The 17,996-nt window shown below is 72.8% G+C and carries 18 protein-coding genes; 4 read left to right on the top strand and 14 right to left on the bottom strand.

Translation table 11 applies throughout. From position 1 onward, the window contains the following. Positions 1-9: 9 nt before the first annotated feature. From ACIB24_RS09755 to ACIB24_RS09715, 9 genes are all read right to left on the bottom strand, one after another. Positions 10-1,125: an ABC transporter permease gene (locus ACIB24_RS09755; RefSeq protein WP_398278864.1), complete on the bottom strand. Its 1,116-nt coding sequence runs from the start codon at positions 1,123-1,125 to the stop codon at positions 10-12. Beyond that, positions 1,122-2,006 carry an ABC transporter permease gene (locus ACIB24_RS09750; protein WP_398278861.1) on the bottom strand — a complete coding sequence of 295 codons (885 nt, stop codon included), beginning with the start codon at positions 2,004-2,006 and terminating at the stop codon, positions 1,122-1,124. The genes ACIB24_RS09755 and ACIB24_RS09750 overlap by 4 nt, the downstream gene beginning before the upstream one ends. Further along, positions 2,006-3,613 carry an ATP-binding cassette domain-containing protein gene (locus ACIB24_RS09745; protein ID WP_398278858.1) on the bottom strand — a complete coding sequence of 536 codons (1,608 nt, stop codon included), beginning with the start codon at positions 3,611-3,613 and terminating at the stop codon, positions 2,006-2,008. The genes ACIB24_RS09750 and ACIB24_RS09745 overlap by 1 nt, the downstream gene beginning before the upstream one ends. Beyond that, positions 3,610-4,515: a polysaccharide deacetylase family protein gene (locus ACIB24_RS09740; RefSeq protein ID WP_398278855.1), complete on the bottom strand. Its 906-nt coding sequence runs from the start codon at positions 4,513-4,515 to the stop codon at positions 3,610-3,612. The genes ACIB24_RS09745 and ACIB24_RS09740 overlap by 4 nt, the downstream gene beginning before the upstream one ends. Further along, positions 4,512-6,029, bottom strand: coding sequence for an amidohydrolase family protein (locus ACIB24_RS09735; protein ID WP_398278852.1), 1,518 nt, complete (start codon positions 6,027-6,029; stop codon positions 4,512-4,514). Before ACIB24_RS09735 ends, ACIB24_RS09740 begins: the two co-directional genes overlap by 4 nt. Continuing rightward, entirely contained in the window at positions 6,026-6,751 is a 726-nt protein-coding gene (locus ACIB24_RS09730) for an aspartate/glutamate racemase family protein (RefSeq protein ID WP_398278849.1), read from the bottom strand. The genes ACIB24_RS09735 and ACIB24_RS09730 overlap by 4 nt, the downstream gene beginning before the upstream one ends. Continuing rightward, on the bottom strand, positions 6,748-7,635 hold the full coding sequence (locus ACIB24_RS09725; RefSeq protein WP_398278846.1) for a carbohydrate kinase family protein: 888 nt from the start codon (positions 7,633-7,635) through the stop codon (positions 6,748-6,750). Before ACIB24_RS09725 ends, ACIB24_RS09730 begins: the two co-directional genes overlap by 4 nt. Beyond that, positions 7,628-8,809, bottom strand: coding sequence for an SIS domain-containing protein (locus ACIB24_RS09720; RefSeq protein ID WP_398278843.1), 1,182 nt, complete (start codon positions 8,807-8,809; stop codon positions 7,628-7,630). Before ACIB24_RS09720 ends, ACIB24_RS09725 begins: the two co-directional genes overlap by 8 nt. 178 nt (positions 8,810-8,987) lie before the next feature. Beyond that, on the bottom strand, positions 8,988-11,102 hold the full coding sequence (locus ACIB24_RS09715; RefSeq protein WP_398278840.1) for a catalase: 2,115 nt from the start codon (positions 11,100-11,102) through the stop codon (positions 8,988-8,990). 157 nt (positions 11,103-11,259) lie between these two features. Between ACIB24_RS09715 and ACIB24_RS09710 the strand changes: the two genes are divergently transcribed. Both ACIB24_RS09710 and ACIB24_RS09705 read left to right on the top strand, forming a co-directional pair. Further along, a complete protein-coding gene (locus tag ACIB24_RS09710; RefSeq protein ID WP_398280384.1) occupies positions 11,260-11,646 on the top strand; it encodes an ankyrin repeat domain-containing protein in 387 nt (128 codons plus the stop codon). Positions 11,647-11,837: 191 nt separating this feature from the next. Beyond that, positions 11,838-13,022: a zinc-dependent alcohol dehydrogenase gene (locus ACIB24_RS09705; protein WP_398278837.1), complete on the top strand. Its 1,185-nt coding sequence runs from the start codon at positions 11,838-11,840 to the stop codon at positions 13,020-13,022. Between the two features lie 9 nt (positions 13,023-13,031). Here ACIB24_RS09705 and ACIB24_RS09700 read toward each other — a convergent pair whose 3' ends face one another. The 5 genes from ACIB24_RS09700 to ACIB24_RS09680 all read right to left on the bottom strand — a co-directional run bounded on the left by ACIB24_RS09700 (position 13,032) and on the right by ACIB24_RS09680 (position 16,730). After that, positions 13,032-13,451: a lipopolysaccharide assembly LapA domain-containing protein gene (locus ACIB24_RS09700; RefSeq protein WP_398278834.1), complete on the bottom strand. Its 420-nt coding sequence runs from the start codon at positions 13,449-13,451 to the stop codon at positions 13,032-13,034. An 88-nt stretch (positions 13,452-13,539) separates the two neighbouring features. Further along, positions 13,540-13,962 (bottom strand): hypothetical protein, encoded by a 423-nt coding sequence (locus tag ACIB24_RS09695; protein WP_398278832.1) that lies wholly within the window; start codon positions 13,960-13,962, stop codon positions 13,540-13,542. Further along, positions 13,959-15,170, bottom strand: coding sequence for a fatty acid desaturase family protein (locus ACIB24_RS09690; RefSeq protein WP_398278829.1), 1,212 nt, complete (start codon positions 15,168-15,170; stop codon positions 13,959-13,961). Before ACIB24_RS09690 ends, ACIB24_RS09695 begins: the two co-directional genes overlap by 4 nt. 22 nt (positions 15,171-15,192) lie before the next feature. After that, positions 15,193-16,302 carry a ferredoxin reductase gene (locus tag ACIB24_RS09685; protein ID WP_398278826.1) on the bottom strand — a complete coding sequence of 370 codons (1,110 nt, stop codon included), beginning with the start codon at positions 16,300-16,302 and terminating at the stop codon, positions 15,193-15,195. A gap of 74 nt (positions 16,303-16,376) precedes the next feature. After that, entirely contained in the window at positions 16,377-16,730 is a 354-nt protein-coding gene (locus ACIB24_RS09680; protein WP_398278823.1) for a hypothetical protein, read from the bottom strand. 87 nt (positions 16,731-16,817) lie between these two features. Between ACIB24_RS09680 and ACIB24_RS09675 the strand changes: the two genes are divergently transcribed. Next, the gene (locus tag ACIB24_RS09675) at positions 16,818-17,279 is read left to right on the top strand and encodes a hypothetical protein (RefSeq protein WP_398278820.1); all 462 of its coding nucleotides are present in this window, start codon (positions 16,818-16,820) and stop codon (positions 17,277-17,279) included. Between the two features lie 2 nt (positions 17,280-17,281). Next, a complete protein-coding gene (locus ACIB24_RS09670; RefSeq protein ID WP_398278817.1) occupies positions 17,282-17,896 on the top strand; it encodes a trimeric intracellular cation channel family protein in 615 nt (204 codons plus the stop codon). Positions 17,897-17,996 lie beyond the last annotated feature (100 nt).

Here is a 17,996-nt window from a genome sequence, read left to right as displayed (position 1 = left end):
CGGGTGCTCCTAGGTGAGGGCGGAATTCTCGGAAGGGGCTGTGCGGGAGGTGCGGGTGGTGCGGGTGTTGCGGCGGCGACCCTCCCCACCGTCGCGGCCGCGCCCGCGCGCCGCCGCCGCGGTGACCCGCGGATCGGCGAGGCCCTGGAGCAGGTCCACGACGGTGTTGGAGAGGACGTAGACGGTCCCGAGCACGAGGGTCACCCCTGCGATGGCCGGGAAATCGGCGACGGGGATCGACGCGGCGAGGTAGTTGCCGATGCCGGGCCAGGAGAAGACCTGCTCGACGACGACCACCCCCGCGAACATGAACCCGAGCTGGAGACCGGCCATGGACAGCCCCGGGCCCAGTGCGTTGCGCAGCACGTGCCGCAGCAGCACGCGGCGCTCGGTCAGCCCCTTCGACCGGGCCGTGCGGACGTGGTCCATCACCAGGACGGCGTCGAGGGAGGCCCGCAGGACCCGGCCGATCGCCACGGCGGGGGCGATGGACAGCACGAGCGCGGGCAGGGCCAGGTGCCAGAGCGCGTCGGCGAAGGCGTCCGGCTGGCCCGCGAGCAGGGTGTCCAGGGCCTGGGCCCCGAACGGTCCCGGATCCTCGAAATCGCCTACGCCGCCGGCGGGCAGCCAGCCGAGGTGCCCGAAGAACACGACGACGCCGACGATGGCCAGGAGGAACGGCGGGGCGGTCGCCAGCACCAGCAGCACCCCGCGCGCGAGCCTCCCGCCGGGCCACCGCAGCACCCCCGAGAACGCGAACAGGGTCCCCAGCAGCAGCGCGAGCGCGAACGCGGCGAACACGAGTTCGGCGGTGGCGGGCAGGAAGGCGGCGAGATCGGTGGTGACCGGATGCCGGGTCCGCAACGAACGCCCGAGATCACCGCTCAGCGCGTGGCCGACGAACCGCACGTACTGAACGAGGAACGGGTCGTCGTAGCCGAGCCGGTGCCGGGCCTGTGCCACGGTGTCGTTCGACGCGTTCGCCCCGACGTAGGCCCGGGCCGGGTCGCCGGGCGCGATCTGTGCGAGCGAGAAGACCACGAACGACAGGACGAGCAGCAGGACGACGGCCGCGGCCAGCCGCTGCACGAGGAACCTCAGGACGGTGGTCGGGTTCACGGTCATCGCCTCACCGGCAGCAGGTTCCGGATGCCGTCGCCGCCGACGTTGGCCACGAGGCTGAGCAGGAGCACGGCCAGCCCCGGGATGCCGGGCACCCACCACTGGCTGAGGAGCTGGCTCAGTGCGCGCGCCGTGTCCGCGCCCAGTTCCGGCGCGGGAGCGGGCTGTCCGAGACCGAGGAACGACAACCCCGCGAGCAGGACCACGACGTTCCCGACGTCCAGGCTGGCCGTGACGATCGCGGTGGGCACCACACCGGGGAGCAGGTGCCGGCGGACCAGCCGCACGCGCCCGGCCCCGGCCAGGCGCGCGGCCTCCAGGTGCGGGCGGGCCGCCAGGGCCACCGTCTCGCCGCGGACGATGCGTGCGTAGTAGGGCCACCAGACGACGGCGACGCCGAGCAGCGTGTGTCCCAGGCCCGGGCCGAGCGCGGCCACGATCGCGATCGCCACGAGCGCCCCGGGCATGGCCAGGAAGAGGTCGGTGACGCGCATCAGCAGGGCATCCACCCAGCCGCCGGTGGCTCCCGCGACGAGGCCGACGGTCCCGCCGACGAGCAGACCGCTCGCCACGACGGCCAGCGCGCTGAACCAGCTCACCTGGATGCCGATCAGCGTGCGGGAGAACAGGTCCCGGCCGATCTGGTCGGTGCCGAGCAGGTGCCCGGGGCTGAACGGCGGGAGGTTGAGGCCACCGATCGGCTGGACCGGGTCGTACGGGGCCAGGTAGCGCGCGACCAGCGCGACCAGCGTGACGATCACCAGCAGCGCCGCCAGCCCCCACGCCACCGGGCGGGACACGGGCACGCCGCCTACCGATCCGGGGCGGATCCGGGTCCGGGGCGAGGGCGCGCCCGCGGCGGCCACGTCGGGTTCCATGGACATCAGGCGACTCCCCGCACGTCGTCGACACCCTCGATCGCGGGCACCGCCGCGAGCAGGTGGCGGGTGTACTCCTCCTGCGGTGCGCCGATGACCTGTTCGGCCGCACCGAGTTCCACGACCCGGCCCTGCTGCATGACGGCGATCCGGTCACCCATCAACCGGGCGACGGCCAGGTCGTGGGTCACGAAGAGCACGGTCATGCCCAGCCTCAGGCGCAGGTCGCGGATCAGCTCGAGCACGCTCTTGGCCAGCGAGGCGTCCAGGGCGCTGGTCGGCTCGTCGCACAGCAGGACGGCGGGCGGCACGATGGTCGCGCGGGCCAGGGCGACCCGCTGCCGCTGCCCGCCGGACAACTCCGCGGGCCGGGCCTTCGCCACCTCGGCGGGCAGCCCGACGGCGTCCAGCGCCGCGTTCACCCGGCGGGCCGTCTCACCGCGCGAGAGTCGTTCGCGGCGAGGCCGTCCGGCGCGGAGCCGTTCGCCCAGCAACTCACCGACCGCCAGCCACGGGGTCAGCGACGAGCCGGCGTCCTGGAACACCATCTGCGCGCCCCCGGTCCCGGACAGCTGGACCGACCCACCGGTGGCGGTCTCCAGCCCGGCGACGATCCGCAGCAGAGTCGACTTGCCCGATCCGCTCTCCCCGACGATCGCCAGGGCCTCGCCGGCCCCCACGTCCAGGCTCACGCCGTCCAGTGCGGTCAGCGTCTCGCGGTGCGCCCGGTACTCGCGGCGCAGGTCGCGGATCCGGACCGCGGGCGGCGCCGGGACCGCGGCCTCCACGGCCGGGAACCGCTCGTCGCGCGGCGTGGACAGCGAGAGCCGGGACGCCAGGAGGGATCTCGTGTAGGAGTGCTGGGGGTCCCGGACGACCTCGGCCGCCGGACCGACCTCCACGAGGTCGCCCCGGTAGAGCACGGCCAGCCGGTCGGCGATCTGGTCGGCGACCCCGAGGTCGTGGGTGATCAGCAGGACGGAGCAGCCGAAGTCGTCACGCAGCTCCCGCAGCAGGTCGAGGAGCTTGGCCTGGACGGTCACGTCGAGCGCGGTGGTCGGCTCGTCGGCCACGATCAGCCTCGGACGGCCCGCGACCGCGATCGCCGCCATGACCCGCTGCCGCAGGCCGCCCGAGAGCTCGTGGGGGAAGACCCGCAGGCGCAGGGTGGCGTCGCGCACGCCGACCGTCTCCAGCAGACGGACCGACTCCTCGTCGTCGCCCGTGGTCTCCGCGATCTGCCGCCCGATCTGCATGGTCGGGTTCAGCGACGTCATCGGGTCCTGGAAGATCGCGCCCAGCGCCTCCCGGCGCACCCGGCGCAACTCGTCCGGGGCGGCCGTGAGCATGTCGACCCCGGTCACGCGGACCGCACCCGACGTCTCGGGGTGCGCGGCGTCCGGCAGCAGGCCGAGCAGCGCGAGCGCGAGAACGCTCTTCCCCGAGCCGGATTCGCCGACCAGACCGAGGATCTCGCCGGGGGCGAGCGACAGGTTGACACCGTGCAGCACCTCGCTGCGCCGCCCGTTGCGGACCAGGGACAGGCTCAGGTCCTCGACCTCGGCCACCGCGGCCCCGACGCCGTCCGCCGCGCGGTTCGTCGCGCCGTTCATCGCGAGACCTCCTCGGGGGCCGGGAACAGGGCGGGGGAGGCGACGACGGCGTCGTAGATCTCCCCGGGCGTCGTCAGCCAGACGTCCGGCAGCGCAGCGACGGCCTCGAGCGCCCGCATGACGGGCCGCAGGCGGAAGGGGGCACCGCTGATGAACGAGTGCAGGACGACGCTGAGCACCAGGGGGTGCTCGGCCGCCGCCGTGTGCAGCTCGGCCGCCTCGTCCTCGATCATCCGTGCGAACTCGGGGGCCGAGAGGCTGCGACCGATCATCGTGCTGGAGTCGTTCAGCTCGGCCGCGTACGGGATCGCCAGCAGGGGGCCGGATCTCGTCGTCAACCACACCGGTTGGTCGTCCAGGCGCAGGTCGAGCAGGTACCGGTACCCCGTCTCGGCGAGCAGGTCGACGGTGTTGGGGGTGTGGGCCAGCCAGGGGCTGGACCAGCCGCGGGGGGCGGCCCCCTCCTGCCCCCGGATCGCCTCGGCCACGGCCGCGAGATAGCCGCGTTCGTCGTCCTCGTGGCGCCCGCTGAGCGAGTCCGAGTTGCTCAGCCCGTGCCCGACGAACTCCGCGCCCGCCCGGCGGGCGGCGGCCGGCACGTCGGGGGCCTGCGCGTAGACGTCGGTGTTCAGCAGCACCGTGGGCCGGACGCCGAGTGCGGCCAGCCGGTCGAACAGGCGGAAGGCGCCGACCCGGTTGCCGTAGTCCCGCCAGGCCGTGTTGACCAGGTCCGGCGCGGGGGTGCCGGGCAGCACGTCCTCGGTGAGGCCCTCGCCGAACCGGTAGGACTCGACGCCCACGCACACCACGACCGCCAGCCGCGCGCCGTTCGGCCACGTCCCGCGCGGCCGCCCGGGCAGGGCGCTGTAGGACCATCTCTCCCGGTGCGTTTCGATGCTCATCGCACCTCCACCCAGCGGGTGAGGCCGACGTCGGTGGCCGCGGCCCGCCGGACCATCCCCTGGTAGGCGGGCACCAGCACCCGGGCCGTCCGGCGGGCGGCGGCGATGCGGGGCAGCTTGGCGGCGAAGAGTTCGCGCGCCTCGGCCAGCAGGGCGGTCTCGTCGACCGTGGTCACGTGACCCTTCTCGGCGACGACCCGCCCGGCGACCATGGTGAGGACGACGTCCCGCCCGTCCTGGCAGTGCACGAGTTGCTCCCGGAGGTCGTTCAGGGGGGTGAAGGCGATCGTGTGCAGGTCGAGCAACGCGAGGTCGGCGAGCATCCCGACCGCCACGGCCCCCAGCTCGCCCTCGAGCCGCTGGGCCCGGGCGCCGCCGAGCCAGAGCGCGTCGAGAACCTCGGCCGGGGTGGGCCAGTCGTCGCTGTCGAGGCCGGTCACGGTGTGGATCAGGCCGGCGGTCTTGGCCACCGACCAGAGGTTGATGGTGTCGTCGCAGATCGCCTCGTCGGTCCCCAGTGCGACCGGGATGCCCCGCGCGAGCGCGGCCCGCCAGGGCATCACCCCGCTGCCCAGCCGCAGGTTGCTCACGGGGTTGTGCGCCACGGTCGCCCCGGCCCCGGCGATCAGGTCGAGGTCGGCGTCGTCGACCCACACCGCGTGGATCACGTTCGTGTGCGGTTTGAGCAGTCCGAGGTCCGCCGTGTACGCCACCAGCGACCGGCCCGCGAACCGGGGCTGCTCCCGCATCAACGCCCGCTGCGCCCGGGTCTCCAGCATGTGCGCGTACAGGGGGAGCCCGTGCCGCTCGGCCAGGTCGTCGAGGGCGGCGAAGTACGCGGGGCTGACCCGCTGCGGGGCCGACACCGACACCGCCGCCCGCAACCGGCCGCCGCCGGCGCCGTGCCAGGTGCCGATGAGGTGGTCGTAGGCCTCCAGCAACTGGGCCGCGGTGGCCGGGGCCGGTTCGTCGAGCAGGCCGGCGCGGTCGCCGAGGGCGGCCCGCATTCCGTCGACGAACGGCAGCTTCTCCGCCTCCGTCAGCTCCGGCTGGTCGAGCGCGAGCGTGGCCCGGATGCCGCTGTCGAGGTACGCCTGGGCGATCGCGTCGACGATCTCCGGGGTGGGACGCGGCATCACGAAGGCGTCGTCCTGCACGCTGGTCACGCCCCGCTGCAGCATCTCGACCGCCCCGAGCATCGTGCGCAGGTACGCCTCGCGGGGGGTCGGGGTGAGGTCCGGGTCGGCGGGCGACTCGAACAGCATGAACAGCTCGAGCGGCAGGCTGGGCACCGAACCCTTGAGATGGTTGGCGGGGGAGTGGAAGTGGGCGTTGATCAGCCCCGGCACCAGCAGGTGCCGTCCCCGGCCCTCGACCACCCGCTCGGCCGTCGTGTCGCCCAGCGAGCCGATCGTGGTGATCCGGTCGCCGGTGACCAGGACGTCGGTGGGGCCGGACATCCCGCTCGGCGCGGCGGCGTCGTAGACCAGCACGTCACGGAACAGCACGCTCATGCCTTCACCGCCGACAGCCGGAAGCCGGGCAGGGCCGGAACCGGGGCGAACGTCGATCCGCGTGACGTGCCCACCCCCATCGCGACGAGTGCGGCCGCGAAACCCACTGCGGCGGCGACGCCTTCGACGACCGGGACGCCCAGCTGTGCGCCGAGCGGTCCGACCAGGTCGGCGAGCCCGGCGCAGCCGAGCACGACCGCCTCCGCGCCGTCCTGGGCGATCGCGCGCCGGCCCTCGGCCGCGAACGTGCCCAGCAGGTGCACCGATCCGGCCTCCAGGTCGTGCACCGGGACGTCGACCGCTCGCACTGAACACCGGTGCTCGAGCCCGAGGGCGCGGACCACGCGCTCGCTGTGGGCGATCGTGCGCGGGGGCATGGTGACGACCGTGAACCGGTGGGCGATCAGACAGGCCGCCTGCAGCGCGGCCTCGGTCATGCCGACGACGGGGCCCGAGGCGATCTCCCGGGCCGCGGCGACGCCCGTGTCTCCGAAGCAGGCGACCACGAAGGCGTCGCTGCCGGCGTCGTGCGCCCGGACCTGTTCGAGCACGCCGAGCGCGGCCACCGCCTCCTCCGCGTGACTCTCCACGCTGTCGACCCCGACCGTGGGGCGCGCGCCGGCCACCTGGACACCGGCGGGCGCCACCCGCCGGGCGGCCTCGGTGATCACCGCCGTGAGCGCGTCGGAGGTGTTGGGGTTGACGACGGTGATCCGGGTCATCGCGGCACCGCCCCGAGCGTGGCGACGGCCGTGAGCAGGGCGTCGAGACCGGGCCCGCCGACCGCCACCCGGGCGGCGGCCGCTCCGGCGCGCGCCGCGGCGACGGCGTCACCGCTGCGCAGGTGCTCGGCCGCGAACGCGCCGCAGAAGGTGTCCCCGGCGCCGGTGCTGTCCACGGGTTCGACGACCTCGGCCGGGACGGCGACGGGCCGCGGCGTCGTGCGGGTGGCCACCAGGCAACCGGCCTCGGCGCGCTTCACCACGACGGCGGACGGGCCGAGCTGGAGGAACCGGGCGACGGCCTCGTCGAGGTCGTCGGTCCCGGACAGGGCGACGGCCTCCACCTCGCTGGGCAGGAACACGTCGCAGGCGGCGACCGCCTCGAGCAGGGCCGCCTCGTGGCCGGCGACGTAGTCCTCCTGCGGGTCGAAGTAGATCGTGGCGCCGGTGCGGGGCCGCAGCCAGGCGGCCAGTTCGAGTTGGGGCCGCAACGCCATCGCCGACAGCAGCAGGCCGTCGGCGGCCAGCGCCGCGGTCGGCACGTCGGCGGGCCACACCGACAGTTCCTCGAAGTGGGACTCGCCCAGCACGAGTTCCCAGGTGCGGCCGCCGGTCTCGGCGTAGCGGACGACGTTGCGCACCGTCGGCGTGCCGCGGCGGGGGAGGGTGTCCGGGTCGGTGCCCGCGGTCCGCAGGGCGGCCAGCAGCGCCTCGGGTGCGTCGGCGCCCAGCGGGGCCAGGACCCGCGGCGACCCACCGGCCAACCGGGCTCCGAGGGCGGCGAAGAGCGCGTCCCCGCCGACCGACTCGGTGCGTTCGCCGGTCGGGGACACGGCGTCGTCGACGGTCAGGTTGCCGACGCAGACCAGGACGGGGTCAGTCATCGGACGCCGCCTCGGCGGCGGCGAAACCGGCCAGCCCCAGGTGGTAGCCGACCAGCTGAGCGGGCAGCAGGTACAGCAGCGGCGACAGCGACTCGGGCACGGCCGGGATCTCGAGCACGGCCTCGGGGTCGAGGGCGTCGAACGCCCGCTCGCCCTCGGTGGTGACGACGTAGAGCCGCCCGCCCCAGCGGTGCGCGTCGGTCCCGGTGTCGACCGCCCGCGGCACGGACGGCCCGCTGGGCACGAGCAGGAACAGCGGCTCCTCGGCCTTCTGCGAGTTGTAGTGGTGGTATTCCTCGACCTGGATCTCGGTGGCGCGCAACGGGGTGCATTCCTTGACCTTCGCGGCGCCCACGACTGCGGCCGCGACGTTCGGGCCCCCGCCGGAGAACAGCACGGTGGGGGCCGTGACCTCGCGGGCGGCGATGGCGGCGATCGGGCCGTCGAGCCGGCCCAGCACCGTGCGCATCGTGTCGGGCAGCGCGTCGAGGGCACTGCGCAGCGCTGCCGCCCCCGCGACGCCGCGGCGCCGGCCCACGCGGACGGCGAGTTCCAGCAGCAGGGCGAGGGCCGCCGTCGACGACTGCGTCGGCCAGCCGACGCGGGTCGCCTCGACCAACAGGGCCACGTCGGCCTCGGTCTCGAGGGTCGACCCCGAGGTGTTGGTCACCGCGACGGTATACGCATTGCGGTTCTGGGCCACGAGCAGCGCCTCGACGGTGCGCGTGGTCTCACCCGAGCTCGACAGGGTGATGACGGCCGTGGAGGCATCGATGAGGCCGGCCTGGTAGTACGCGAACTCCAGGCTCTGCACCGGTTCGCAGGGCACCTCGAGCATCGACTCGAGCGCGTAGCGGGCTGCGGTGACCACGGCCAGCGAGTCACCGGCACCGACCAGGAGCACGCGCCGGATGCCGTCCGACAGGGCCGTTGCCACCGACTCGAGCGCCACATCGTTGCGGGTCAGCGTGGCGCGCACGGCCTCCGGCTGGCCGAACAGCTCCGGCCCGGTGGCCTGCACGCGCGCCCGGCGCTTCGCGTCGAGCGGATCGTCGCTCGGCAGCGCCAGGATGTGGGCGCGTTCCGCGGCCGACACCCGCTCGACCACCCCGCGCTGCCGCTCGTCGAGCACGTCCGAGCCGGGAGCGAGCAGCGGGCTGACGACGGCGACCATCGGGGCGAACTCCGTTCGAGTCGGGGGCCGCTGAGTGATCAGCGGCCGACGACGCGAGACGGTATACAGTTCGTGTTTCTAGGGGATGACCCCGAACGTCGGCGGCGTTACGGCCGAACTCGGGGGGCGAGGAACACCTAGCCGGGCGCCCGCTCGGCGGGCTGTCTGACCGGCGCGCTCAGACCATCGCCGGAGCGACCTGGGACGACATGACCAACTCGGCCCGCTCCCAGACCCGGTGCAGGCCCAGTGCGGCCACGAGGTCGGCGCTGAGGCGGGCGGTCACGGAGTCGGCGACCAGCACGCCCGGCCCGTCGACCGGGATGCCGGCCAGGCCCAGCTGGGCCGCGCCGCCGCCCCAGGCGCCGACGGCCTTGAGGTGCCGGTAGGCCTCCTGCAGCAGGATGACCGCCTTGATGTTGTTCGTCGGCGTGGTGCCGTCGGCGATCACGAAGGCGTCGAACTCGATCGAGCGCGCGGTGTCGAAGGTGCGTTCGACGACGACGCTCGTGCGGCCCTTCTTCAGCACGCCGCCCACCGGGGCGATCACGTGGGCCGTCACGCCGACCTTCTCGAGCGCCTTCGTCAGCTTGTTCACCCCGCCGAGGTCGGCGCCCGCGTCGGCGATCACGCCGACCTTGCGGCCGGCCACCGGCCCGGATTCGGTGACGATCTGCGACAGGGCCGGGCTCACGTCGTCCAGCACCGGCGGGGTGCCCTGCGGGGCCCGCAGGCCCAGCCCGGCGGCGACCTGCTCACACAGCTGGGCGTCGACGTTCGCCAGGACGGCGAGCTCCCGCTCCTTGACCGACTGCTCGTAGCACTTGCCCAGTTCGAACGTGAAAGCCTCCGCGACGTGCGCCTGTTCAAGGGGCGTGAGCGACCGGTAGAACAGCGCGGCCTGCGTGAAGTGGTCGTCGAACGAGACCGGGTTGGCGCGTACGACCGACCCCTCGACGGGGCGCGGCACGTTCACGTAGCCGCCCTCGGCGAAGTCGGCGACCGCGGGCAGCCCACCGTCCAGGCTGTTCGGCCGGTAGGGCGCGACGCCGGTGTGCACGGCCGTCTGGTGCATGCCGTCGCGCAGCATGTCGTTGACGGGGGCGTGCGGCCGGTTGATCGGGATCTGGGTGAAGTTGGGCCCGCCGAGCCGGGACAGCTGCGTGTCGAGGTAGGAGAAGTTGCGGGCCTGCAGCAGCGGGTCGTTCGTCGACTCGATGCCCGGCACCAGGTGCGCGGTATGGAACGCCACCTGCTCGACCTCGGCGAAGAAGTTCGTCGGGTTGCGGTCGAGGGTCAGCTTGCCGATCCGCTGGACCGGGCACAGTTCCTCGGGCACGAGCTTCGTCGGGTCGAGCAGGTCGATGCCCTCGAACGTGTCCGTGCCGTCGTCGGGCATCACCTGGATGCCGAGTTCGTACTCCAGCGGCGCCCCCGCCTCGATGCCGTCGAACAGGTCGCGGCGGTGGAAGTCCGGGTCCACCCCCGCCGCGATCTGCGCCTCCTCCCAGACCAGGGAGTGGACGCCGGCCACCGGCTTCCAGTGGAACTTCACCAGGCTCGTCTCGGCCCTGGCGTTCACGAGCCGGAACGTGTGGACGCCGAAGCCCTCCATCGTGCGGTAGCTGCGCGGGATGCCCCGGTCACTCATGTTCCAGAACACGTGGTGGGTGGCTTCGGTGTGCAGGCTGACGAAGTCCCAGAACGTGTCGTGCGCGCTCTGCGCCTGCGGGATCTCCCGGTCGGGGTGGGGTTTGGCGGCGTGGATGATGTCGGGGAACTTGATGCCGTCCTGGATGAAGAAGACCGGCATGTTGTTGCCGACCAGGTCGAAGGTGCCCTCGTCGGTGTAGAACTTGGTCGCGAAACCCCTGGTGTCGCGCACCGTGTCGGCGGAACCCCGCGACCCCAGCACGGTCGAGAAGCGCGTGAAGACCGGGGTCACGGCGCCGCGTTGCAGGAACGCGGCCCGGGTCAGGTCCTTCACGTTGCCGTACGCCTCGAACACGCCGTGCGCCGCGGCGCCCCGGGCGTGCACGACCCGCTCCGGGATCCGCTCGTGGTCGAAGTGCGTGATCTTCTCCCGCAGGTGGAAGTCCTCCAGGAGGGTGGGCCCGCGCTCACCGGCCTTCAGGGAGTGGTCGGTGTCGGGCAGTCGCACCCCGCCCGCGGTCGTCAGCACGTCGCCGGTCTGGCGCAGCGCGTCCGGGTCGAGGGCCCCGTCGAGGTCGGCTCCCGTGGGACCCGACGGCTTGGGGGCGCTCTGGTCGGGCTTGCGGCGGGCGGTGGGCATTCGGGGACTCCCTGCGGGTGTGCTGGACGCGCATCGGTCGGACTGCCCATCCCATACCCGCTCGACGTCACGGCAATCCGAGATGGCCCCTGGAAAACGCAAGGTGCCAAGATCTTTCGCGCGCGGCGCGCGGACGGGCCACGATGCGTCCATGACCATGATCGAGCTGACCGACGGCGAGCTGGACCTGCTGCACGCGGTCCTCGACCACGCCCGCAGCGGCGCCACCGAGGAGCTGGAGTTCCTGCTGGACGCCGGGGTGCCGGTGAACCTGACCAGTCCGCGCGGCGATTCACTGCTGATGCTGGCCGCCTACCACCAGCAAGCGGCCACCGTCGCCGTGCTGCTCGGGCGCGGCGCCGACCATGCCCGGGTGAACGACCGGGGCCAGACGGCGCTGGGAGCGGCCACCTTCCGCCGCAACGAGCAGATCGTCCGGTCACTCCTCGACGCCGGCGCCGACCCGGACCTGGGCCGCCCGTCGGCTCGCGAACTGGCCGACCACTTCGGCCTTTCCGACGTGGCGGCCCTGCTCGGCGGCTGACGTCGAAGTGGCTCAGACGGGTGCCGGATCCCTACCCGCCGGTTCGAAAGGCGGTCCGTACAGGCGGAGGTACCGTCGGTCGAAAGGGGCGCTCCGCCGATGACTCACCTAGCTCCGGCGGGGCGCCCTCGCCACCTTCTGGACACCGATCACGCCGCGGAGGCGCACATGTTCCGCTCGAGGAATCCCCGGTGAAGGCGCTGACCTGGCAGGGGCGGCGCGACGTGCGGGTGACCGACGTCCCCGACCCGGTGATCGAGCTGCCGACCGACGTGGTGATCGAGGTGACCTCGAGCGGGCTGTGCGGCTCCGACCTGCACCTCTACGAGACCCTCGGGCCGTTCCTCGACCCCGGTGACGTCCTCGGCCACGAGCCCATGGGCATCGTGCAGGAGGTCGGGTCCGAGGTGCGCAACCTCGCCGTGGGCGACCGCGTCGTGATCCCGTTCAACGTCTCGTGCGGCACGTGTTTCATGTGCGCCGCCGGGCTTCAGTCCCAGTGCGAGACCACCCAGGTGCACGAGTACGACAGTGGAGCGGCGCTCTTCGGCTACACGAAGCTGTACGGGCAGGTGCCCGGCGGGCAGGCCGAGTACCTGCGCGTCCCCTTCGGCGACACCATGCCGATCAAGGTGCCGGACGGTCCGCAGGACGAGCGATTCCTCTTCCTGTCCGACGTCCTGCCGACCGCGTGGCAGGCCGTGGAGTACGCCGCCGTCCCCGACGGCGGGTCGCTGGTCGTCCTCGGGCTGGGGCCGATCGGTGACATGGCGACCCGTGTGGCGCGGTATCGGGGCGTCGAGACCGTCATCGGGGTCGACCTCGTGCCCGAGCGCCTCGCGCGGGCCGCCGAGCACGGCGTCATCACCCTCGACCTGAACGAGCACGACGGCGACCTGGCCGAGGTCGTCCGGGGGCTGACCGGGGGGCGCGGCCCCGATTCCGTGATCGACGCCGTCGGCATGGAGGCGCACGGTTCGCCCATCGCCCAGTTCGCGCAGTCGGCCACGGGCCTTCTGCCCAGCGCGCTGGCCCGCACCCTGATGGAGAAGGCCGGCGTCGACCGGCTGCACGCGCTGTACACGGCCATCGACCTGGTCCGGCGCGGCGGCACGATCTCCCTGGCCGGTGTCTACGGCGGGGCGGCCGATCCGATGCCGATGCTCACCATGTTCGACAAGCAGATCCAGTTCCGGATGGGCCAGGCCAACGTCTGGCGTTGGGTGCCCGAGATCCTGCCCCTGCTCGTGGACGGCGACCCGTTGGGCGTGGACTCGTTCGCCACCCACACCGTGCCGCTGGCCGAAGCCCCCGACGCCTACGAGATGTTCCAGAAGAAAGCGGACGGCGCCGTCAAGGTCGTGTTCAAGCCTTGACGCTGCGCGTCACGCCGGTCGGTCGGCCTTCGCGTTGGCCACCTTGCGGGCCCGTCGGGAGTACCGGCGCAGCTGCAGGATCCGGGCGGCGCCCACCGCCACGGTCAGGGTCGCCGTGCCCACCCCGGCGATGAGCAGCGCCACCGCCAGCGGCAGGCTGCCCTGCATCCACAGGAACGAGACGGTGACCTGCTGGGTGTTCTGCAGGATGAAGACGATCAGCAGGATGAGCGCCAGCAACGCGACCGAGATGGCGATCCAGGTGGAGCTGATCCGCGTGCCGGCCGGTTTGTTCAGGGGCGCCGGCTCGGGACGGGTCTGCGGGCCGGGGGCCGGCCGGTCGAGCCCGTCGGGCCCGTCGAGGGTGTCCCCGTCCGGCGAGATCGGGCGTGGGAGGTCGGGATCGGGCTCGGCGACCGGCTGGCTCAACGTGGCTCCTGCTGCTTGATCGGTTCTGCCCTGTCAGGTTAAGCGGGGCGGCCGGTTTCGGCGCTTCGAGGTGCTGACGGGCCCAGCGTCAGGGGACGCGCTCGGTCCACAGCAGAGGGCCGGGGCGGAACCGGATCTGTTCGCCGGGCCCGCGGGTCTGCGGTCGTTCCACCGTGAAGCTGCCACTGGCCTGCAGGGCCCACGGCAGGTGGAGCAGCCCGGCGGCCCGGTACCGCTCGACGGCGAGCCGTGCGCAGGCGTCGTGCATGCCGGGGCGACGGCACCGGCCGCCGTCCAGCTCGGCCACCGGGCCGACGAAGACCAGCGGGAAGCCCTGCGGCTGCGCGCAGTATGCGCACAGCCGGGACAGGGCGCAGCGCACGGCGGCCGCCTCGACGACGGTCGCGAGATCTACCCGGCCGTCGGCCTGCACGTGCACGAACGGCGCGGCGTCGGGCGCGGCCACCACCGTGGGCCGCCGCCGTTCGAGCAGGCGGGTGAGCACACTCATCGCGCGCTCTCGGACCACAGTCCCGTCTCCAGCCGTCGGGCCGGTCGCTCGCTGTCGCGCAGCCGGCGACCCGGCGCCAGCGGCGGCACGTCCCGGCCCCCGGACGCCTCCGGATCGTCCCGGTCGGGCCGGTCGGGCCGGTCGGGGAAGGTCAGCAGCATGAGCGTCCGGAAGACCTGGCCGTACTGCCGCCAGAGCGGGCCGGTCGTGTACGGGATCCCGTACCGCTCGCACAACGCCTGCACCTCGACGGCGATCTCGGCGTAGCGGGTGCTCGGCAGGTCGGGGAAGAGGTGATGTTCGATCTGGAAGCTGAGCTCGCCGGAGAGGATGTGCAGCAACCGGGGCCCGGTGAAGTTGGCCGCGCCCAGCATCTGCCGCAGGTACCACTCGGCGCGCGTCTCGTCCTCCAGCTCCTCGGCGGTGAAGTGCTCGGCGCCGTCGGGGAAGTGCCCGCAGAAGATGATCAGGTAGGCCCAGAGGTTCCGCGCCAGGTTCGCGGTGAGGTTCGCGGTCAGGGTCTCCCGGTGGCTGCCCACCGACAGCGCCGGATAGAGGACGTAGTCCTTGCCCACCTGTCGGCGCACCTTGCGCCAGATGGACCTCAGCTGCCGCCGCATCTCCTTCGGGTCCTTGGTGCCCTTGCGGATGGCTCCGATGTCGAGGTCGTGCAGGGCCACGCCCCACTGGAAGAGCGCGGCCAGCAGGGCGTTGTAGACCGGCTGGCCGTAGTTGATGGGGTGCCACTTCTGCTCCCGGGTGACCCGCAGGATGCCGTAGCCGAGGTCGTTGTCGTGGCCGAGCACGTTGGTGAACTGGTGGTGGATGTAGTTGTGCGAGTGCTTCCACTGCTCGGACGGTTGCGCGGTGTCCCACTCCCAGTTGCTGGAGTGGATCTCGGGGTCGTTCATCCAGTCCCACTGCCCGTGCATCACGTTGTGGCCGATCTCGATGTTCTCGAGGATCTTGGCCAGGCTGAGCATGGCCGTGCCCGCGTACCAGGCGGGTCGGTACCGGCTGAACAGCAGGGTGGCTCGTCCGCCCGCGGCGAGGCCGCGCTGGATGGTGATCACGCGCCGGATGTAGGCCGCGTCCCGCTCGCCGCGTTCGGCCTCGATGCGGGCGCGGATCGCGTCGAGCTCGGCCCCGATCTCCTCGACCTGTTCGCGGGTGAGGTGGCAGTACTCGGCGACGTCGGCGATGGCCATGGGTCCTCCTGGATCGGACTTCTCAGACGTCCAGCTCACAGTCGCCGGAGGCGACGCTGATGCAGGTCTGGACGTAGCGGTTGGTCTCGTCGGCGGTGTCGCCGCTGCGGATGTCGACGACGGTCCCGGCGCTCAGCGGGACGACGCAGGTGTGGCAGATGCCCATCCGGCACCCGAACGGCATGTCGACGCCGGCCTGCTCGCCGGCCTCGAGAAGGGTGGTGGCGCCGTCCACCTCGACCGACCGACCGGACTTGCGGAAGGTGATGGTGCCGCCCGTGCCCTCGGCCGCCTCGCCGTCCACCCCGTCCGAGTAGCGCTCGACGTGCAACCGCTCCGTCAGGCCCGCCCGGCCCCAGAACGCCTGACACTCGTCGAGCAGGGCCGCCGGTCCGCAGGCCCAGACCTGCCGGCCCCGCCAGTCGGGAACCGCGTCGGCGACGGCCGCCGGGGTGAGATGCCCGGCGTCCGCACTCCAGTGCTCGACCAGGCGGAAATTCGGCTCGCCACGGGCCAGTTCGCTCAGTTCGGCCCGGAAGAGGGCTGTCTCCTCGCTGCGGAACGACGTGACCATGACGACGTCGCTCAGTGTGCCGCGTCGACGCATGGTGCGCAGCATCGAGATCAGCGGCGTGATGCCGCTTCCGGCCCCCAGCAGCAGGATGCGCGCGGGCGGTGGGTCGGGCAGCACGAACTCCCCGGCGGGGGCGGCCAGCCGGACGACGGTGCCGGGCTCGATCGCGCTGGTCAGGTGAGTCGACAGGAAGCCCTCGGGCATGGCCTTCACCGTGATGGTGAGGGCGCGCCGACGGCGGGTCGGGGGTGAGGTGAGCGAGTACGAACGCCAGTGGAACCGGCCGTCCACCGCCACGCCGATCGAGATGAACTGCCCGGGCAGGTGCTCGAACCGCCAGCCGAGGCCGGGCCGGATCACGAGGGTCACCGCGTCCGGGCTCTCGGGGACGACCGAGACGACGCGCCCGCGCAGCTGGCGGTTGTTCAGCAGCGGGTCGACCAGGGCCAGGTAGTCACCCAACCGCAGGGGAGTGGTGATCGGGCGCGTCAGGCGGGTCAGCCGCTCGACCGCCCGGTCGACGACGGCACCGGAGACCACGGCGTCCTTCGCACCCATGCATCGACGTTACGTGCGAGTAGCCAGGTCCGCGAGACGTCGTGCACGAGGCCCGACTCGAGTCATCGGCGGGCCTAGCGGTCCGCGTGGTGCATGCCGAACCGGTGGAAGCCGGCGATCTCCTCGGCCGGCCCGCCGAGGACGAACCGGACGCCCGCCGACAACGCGGCCGCCAGCTCCAGCCCGTCGTTCACCTGGAGGTCCGCGGTCCGGTAGTCGTCGGAGGCGGTGTCGACGTAGTCGAGGCACAGCTCGCCCGACCCCCAGGCCTGGGCCACGACCGCCCGCTCACCGGTGTCGAGGTAGGCCGTTCTCGACGTCGTCTCGGCCGGGCCTTCCGCGCCGACCCCGGCCTCGACGCCCTGCACCGCCAGGCCGAGCTCGTGCTCCTCGATCCAGCTCTGCAGCAGCCGTGTCGCGTCGGTCACCTGCGGAGCCTACGGCCGGAGATCGGTAACCTCGGCCCGAACCGGCCCCGGGATCACCCACCGGGACCAGCGGAGCAGGAGGTCGCGATGTCCGGATGGACGTGGCACACGACGGCAGTCGTGGCCGGGCTGACCGCGGCGACCCTGCTGGGCGCCTCGCCTGCCGCGGCCGCCACGTGCCCGACGTCCCCGAAGACTGCACAGGCCGCCGCCGACGCCTATCTGGCCGCCCTGACCAGCCATGACGCCTCGGCGGTGCCGTTCGCCGCGGACGTGCTGCGGGTCGAGAACGGGCTGGTCACGGGGCGTTCCGCTGAGGGGATCCGCACCGACCTGAACACGTCGGTCAAGTATCGGATCATCACCGGGCTGCGCGACCGGCAGTACACGGCCGGCCCGGGGCGCGTCGACGTCCGCTACCGGCTGGACGTCGGGTTCACCGCTCCCGTGGTCGGCACGGTGCGGGTGGTGACGGTCTCCGTGAACGAGCGCTTCGACGTGACCTGCGGGCGGATCACGTTCATCAAAGCCACCATCAGTCCCGCCTAGCCGTGCTCGTCCTCGACCTGGTGGCGACCCTCGTCTTCGGGGTCTCCGGCGGCCTGACGGCCGTGCGACTGCGGCTGGACGTCGTCGGCGTGCTCGCGCTCGCGACCCTCACCGGTCTGGGCGGCGGCTGGATTCGCGACGTCCTGATCGGGGTCACACCGCCGGCGGGGTTGGCCGACTGGCGCTACCTCACGGCCCCCATGATCGGCGGGCTGGTCACGTTCTTCCTCCACCCGCAGCTGGACCGGATCAACGCGACGATCAGCGTGGTCGACGCCTTCGGCCTCGGGCTGTTCAGCGTGGCCGGTGCGCTGAAAGCCGTCGAGCACGGTCTGGGCCCGCTGCCGTCCACCCTGCTCGGGCTGACCACCGGCGTGGGTGGCGGAGTGCTGCGCGACATCGTGATCGGCGTCATCCCGACCGTCCTGCGCAAGGGTGAGCTCTACGCCATCCCGGCGGTCGCCGGGGCGGGCGTCGCGGTGCTGGGCAGCCGGCTCGAGCTCACCACGCCCGTCGTCGCCGCGGTCGCCGCGTCGGTCACGACCGGGTGGCGGCTGCTGGCCCTGTGGCGGGGCTGGACGGCGCCCGAGCCGGTCCGGGCGGCGGCCGCTCCCTGAAAGCGGCCTAGGTGTAACCGGCCAGGACGTTGGTGACGGTCGGCGCGGCAGCTTGATCACGTAGTGAGACCTCCGGTGCGGTGGTGATTGCGAAGTCAGT

The organism is Spongisporangium articulatum, from assembly GCF_044465595.1.
Lineage (GTDB): Bacteria > Actinomycetota > Actinomycetes > Actinomycetales > Kineosporiaceae > Spongisporangium > Spongisporangium articulatum.
The sequence above is the reverse complement of the archived record's forward strand: the minus strand, read 5'-3'. Positions and strand labels throughout refer to the sequence as shown.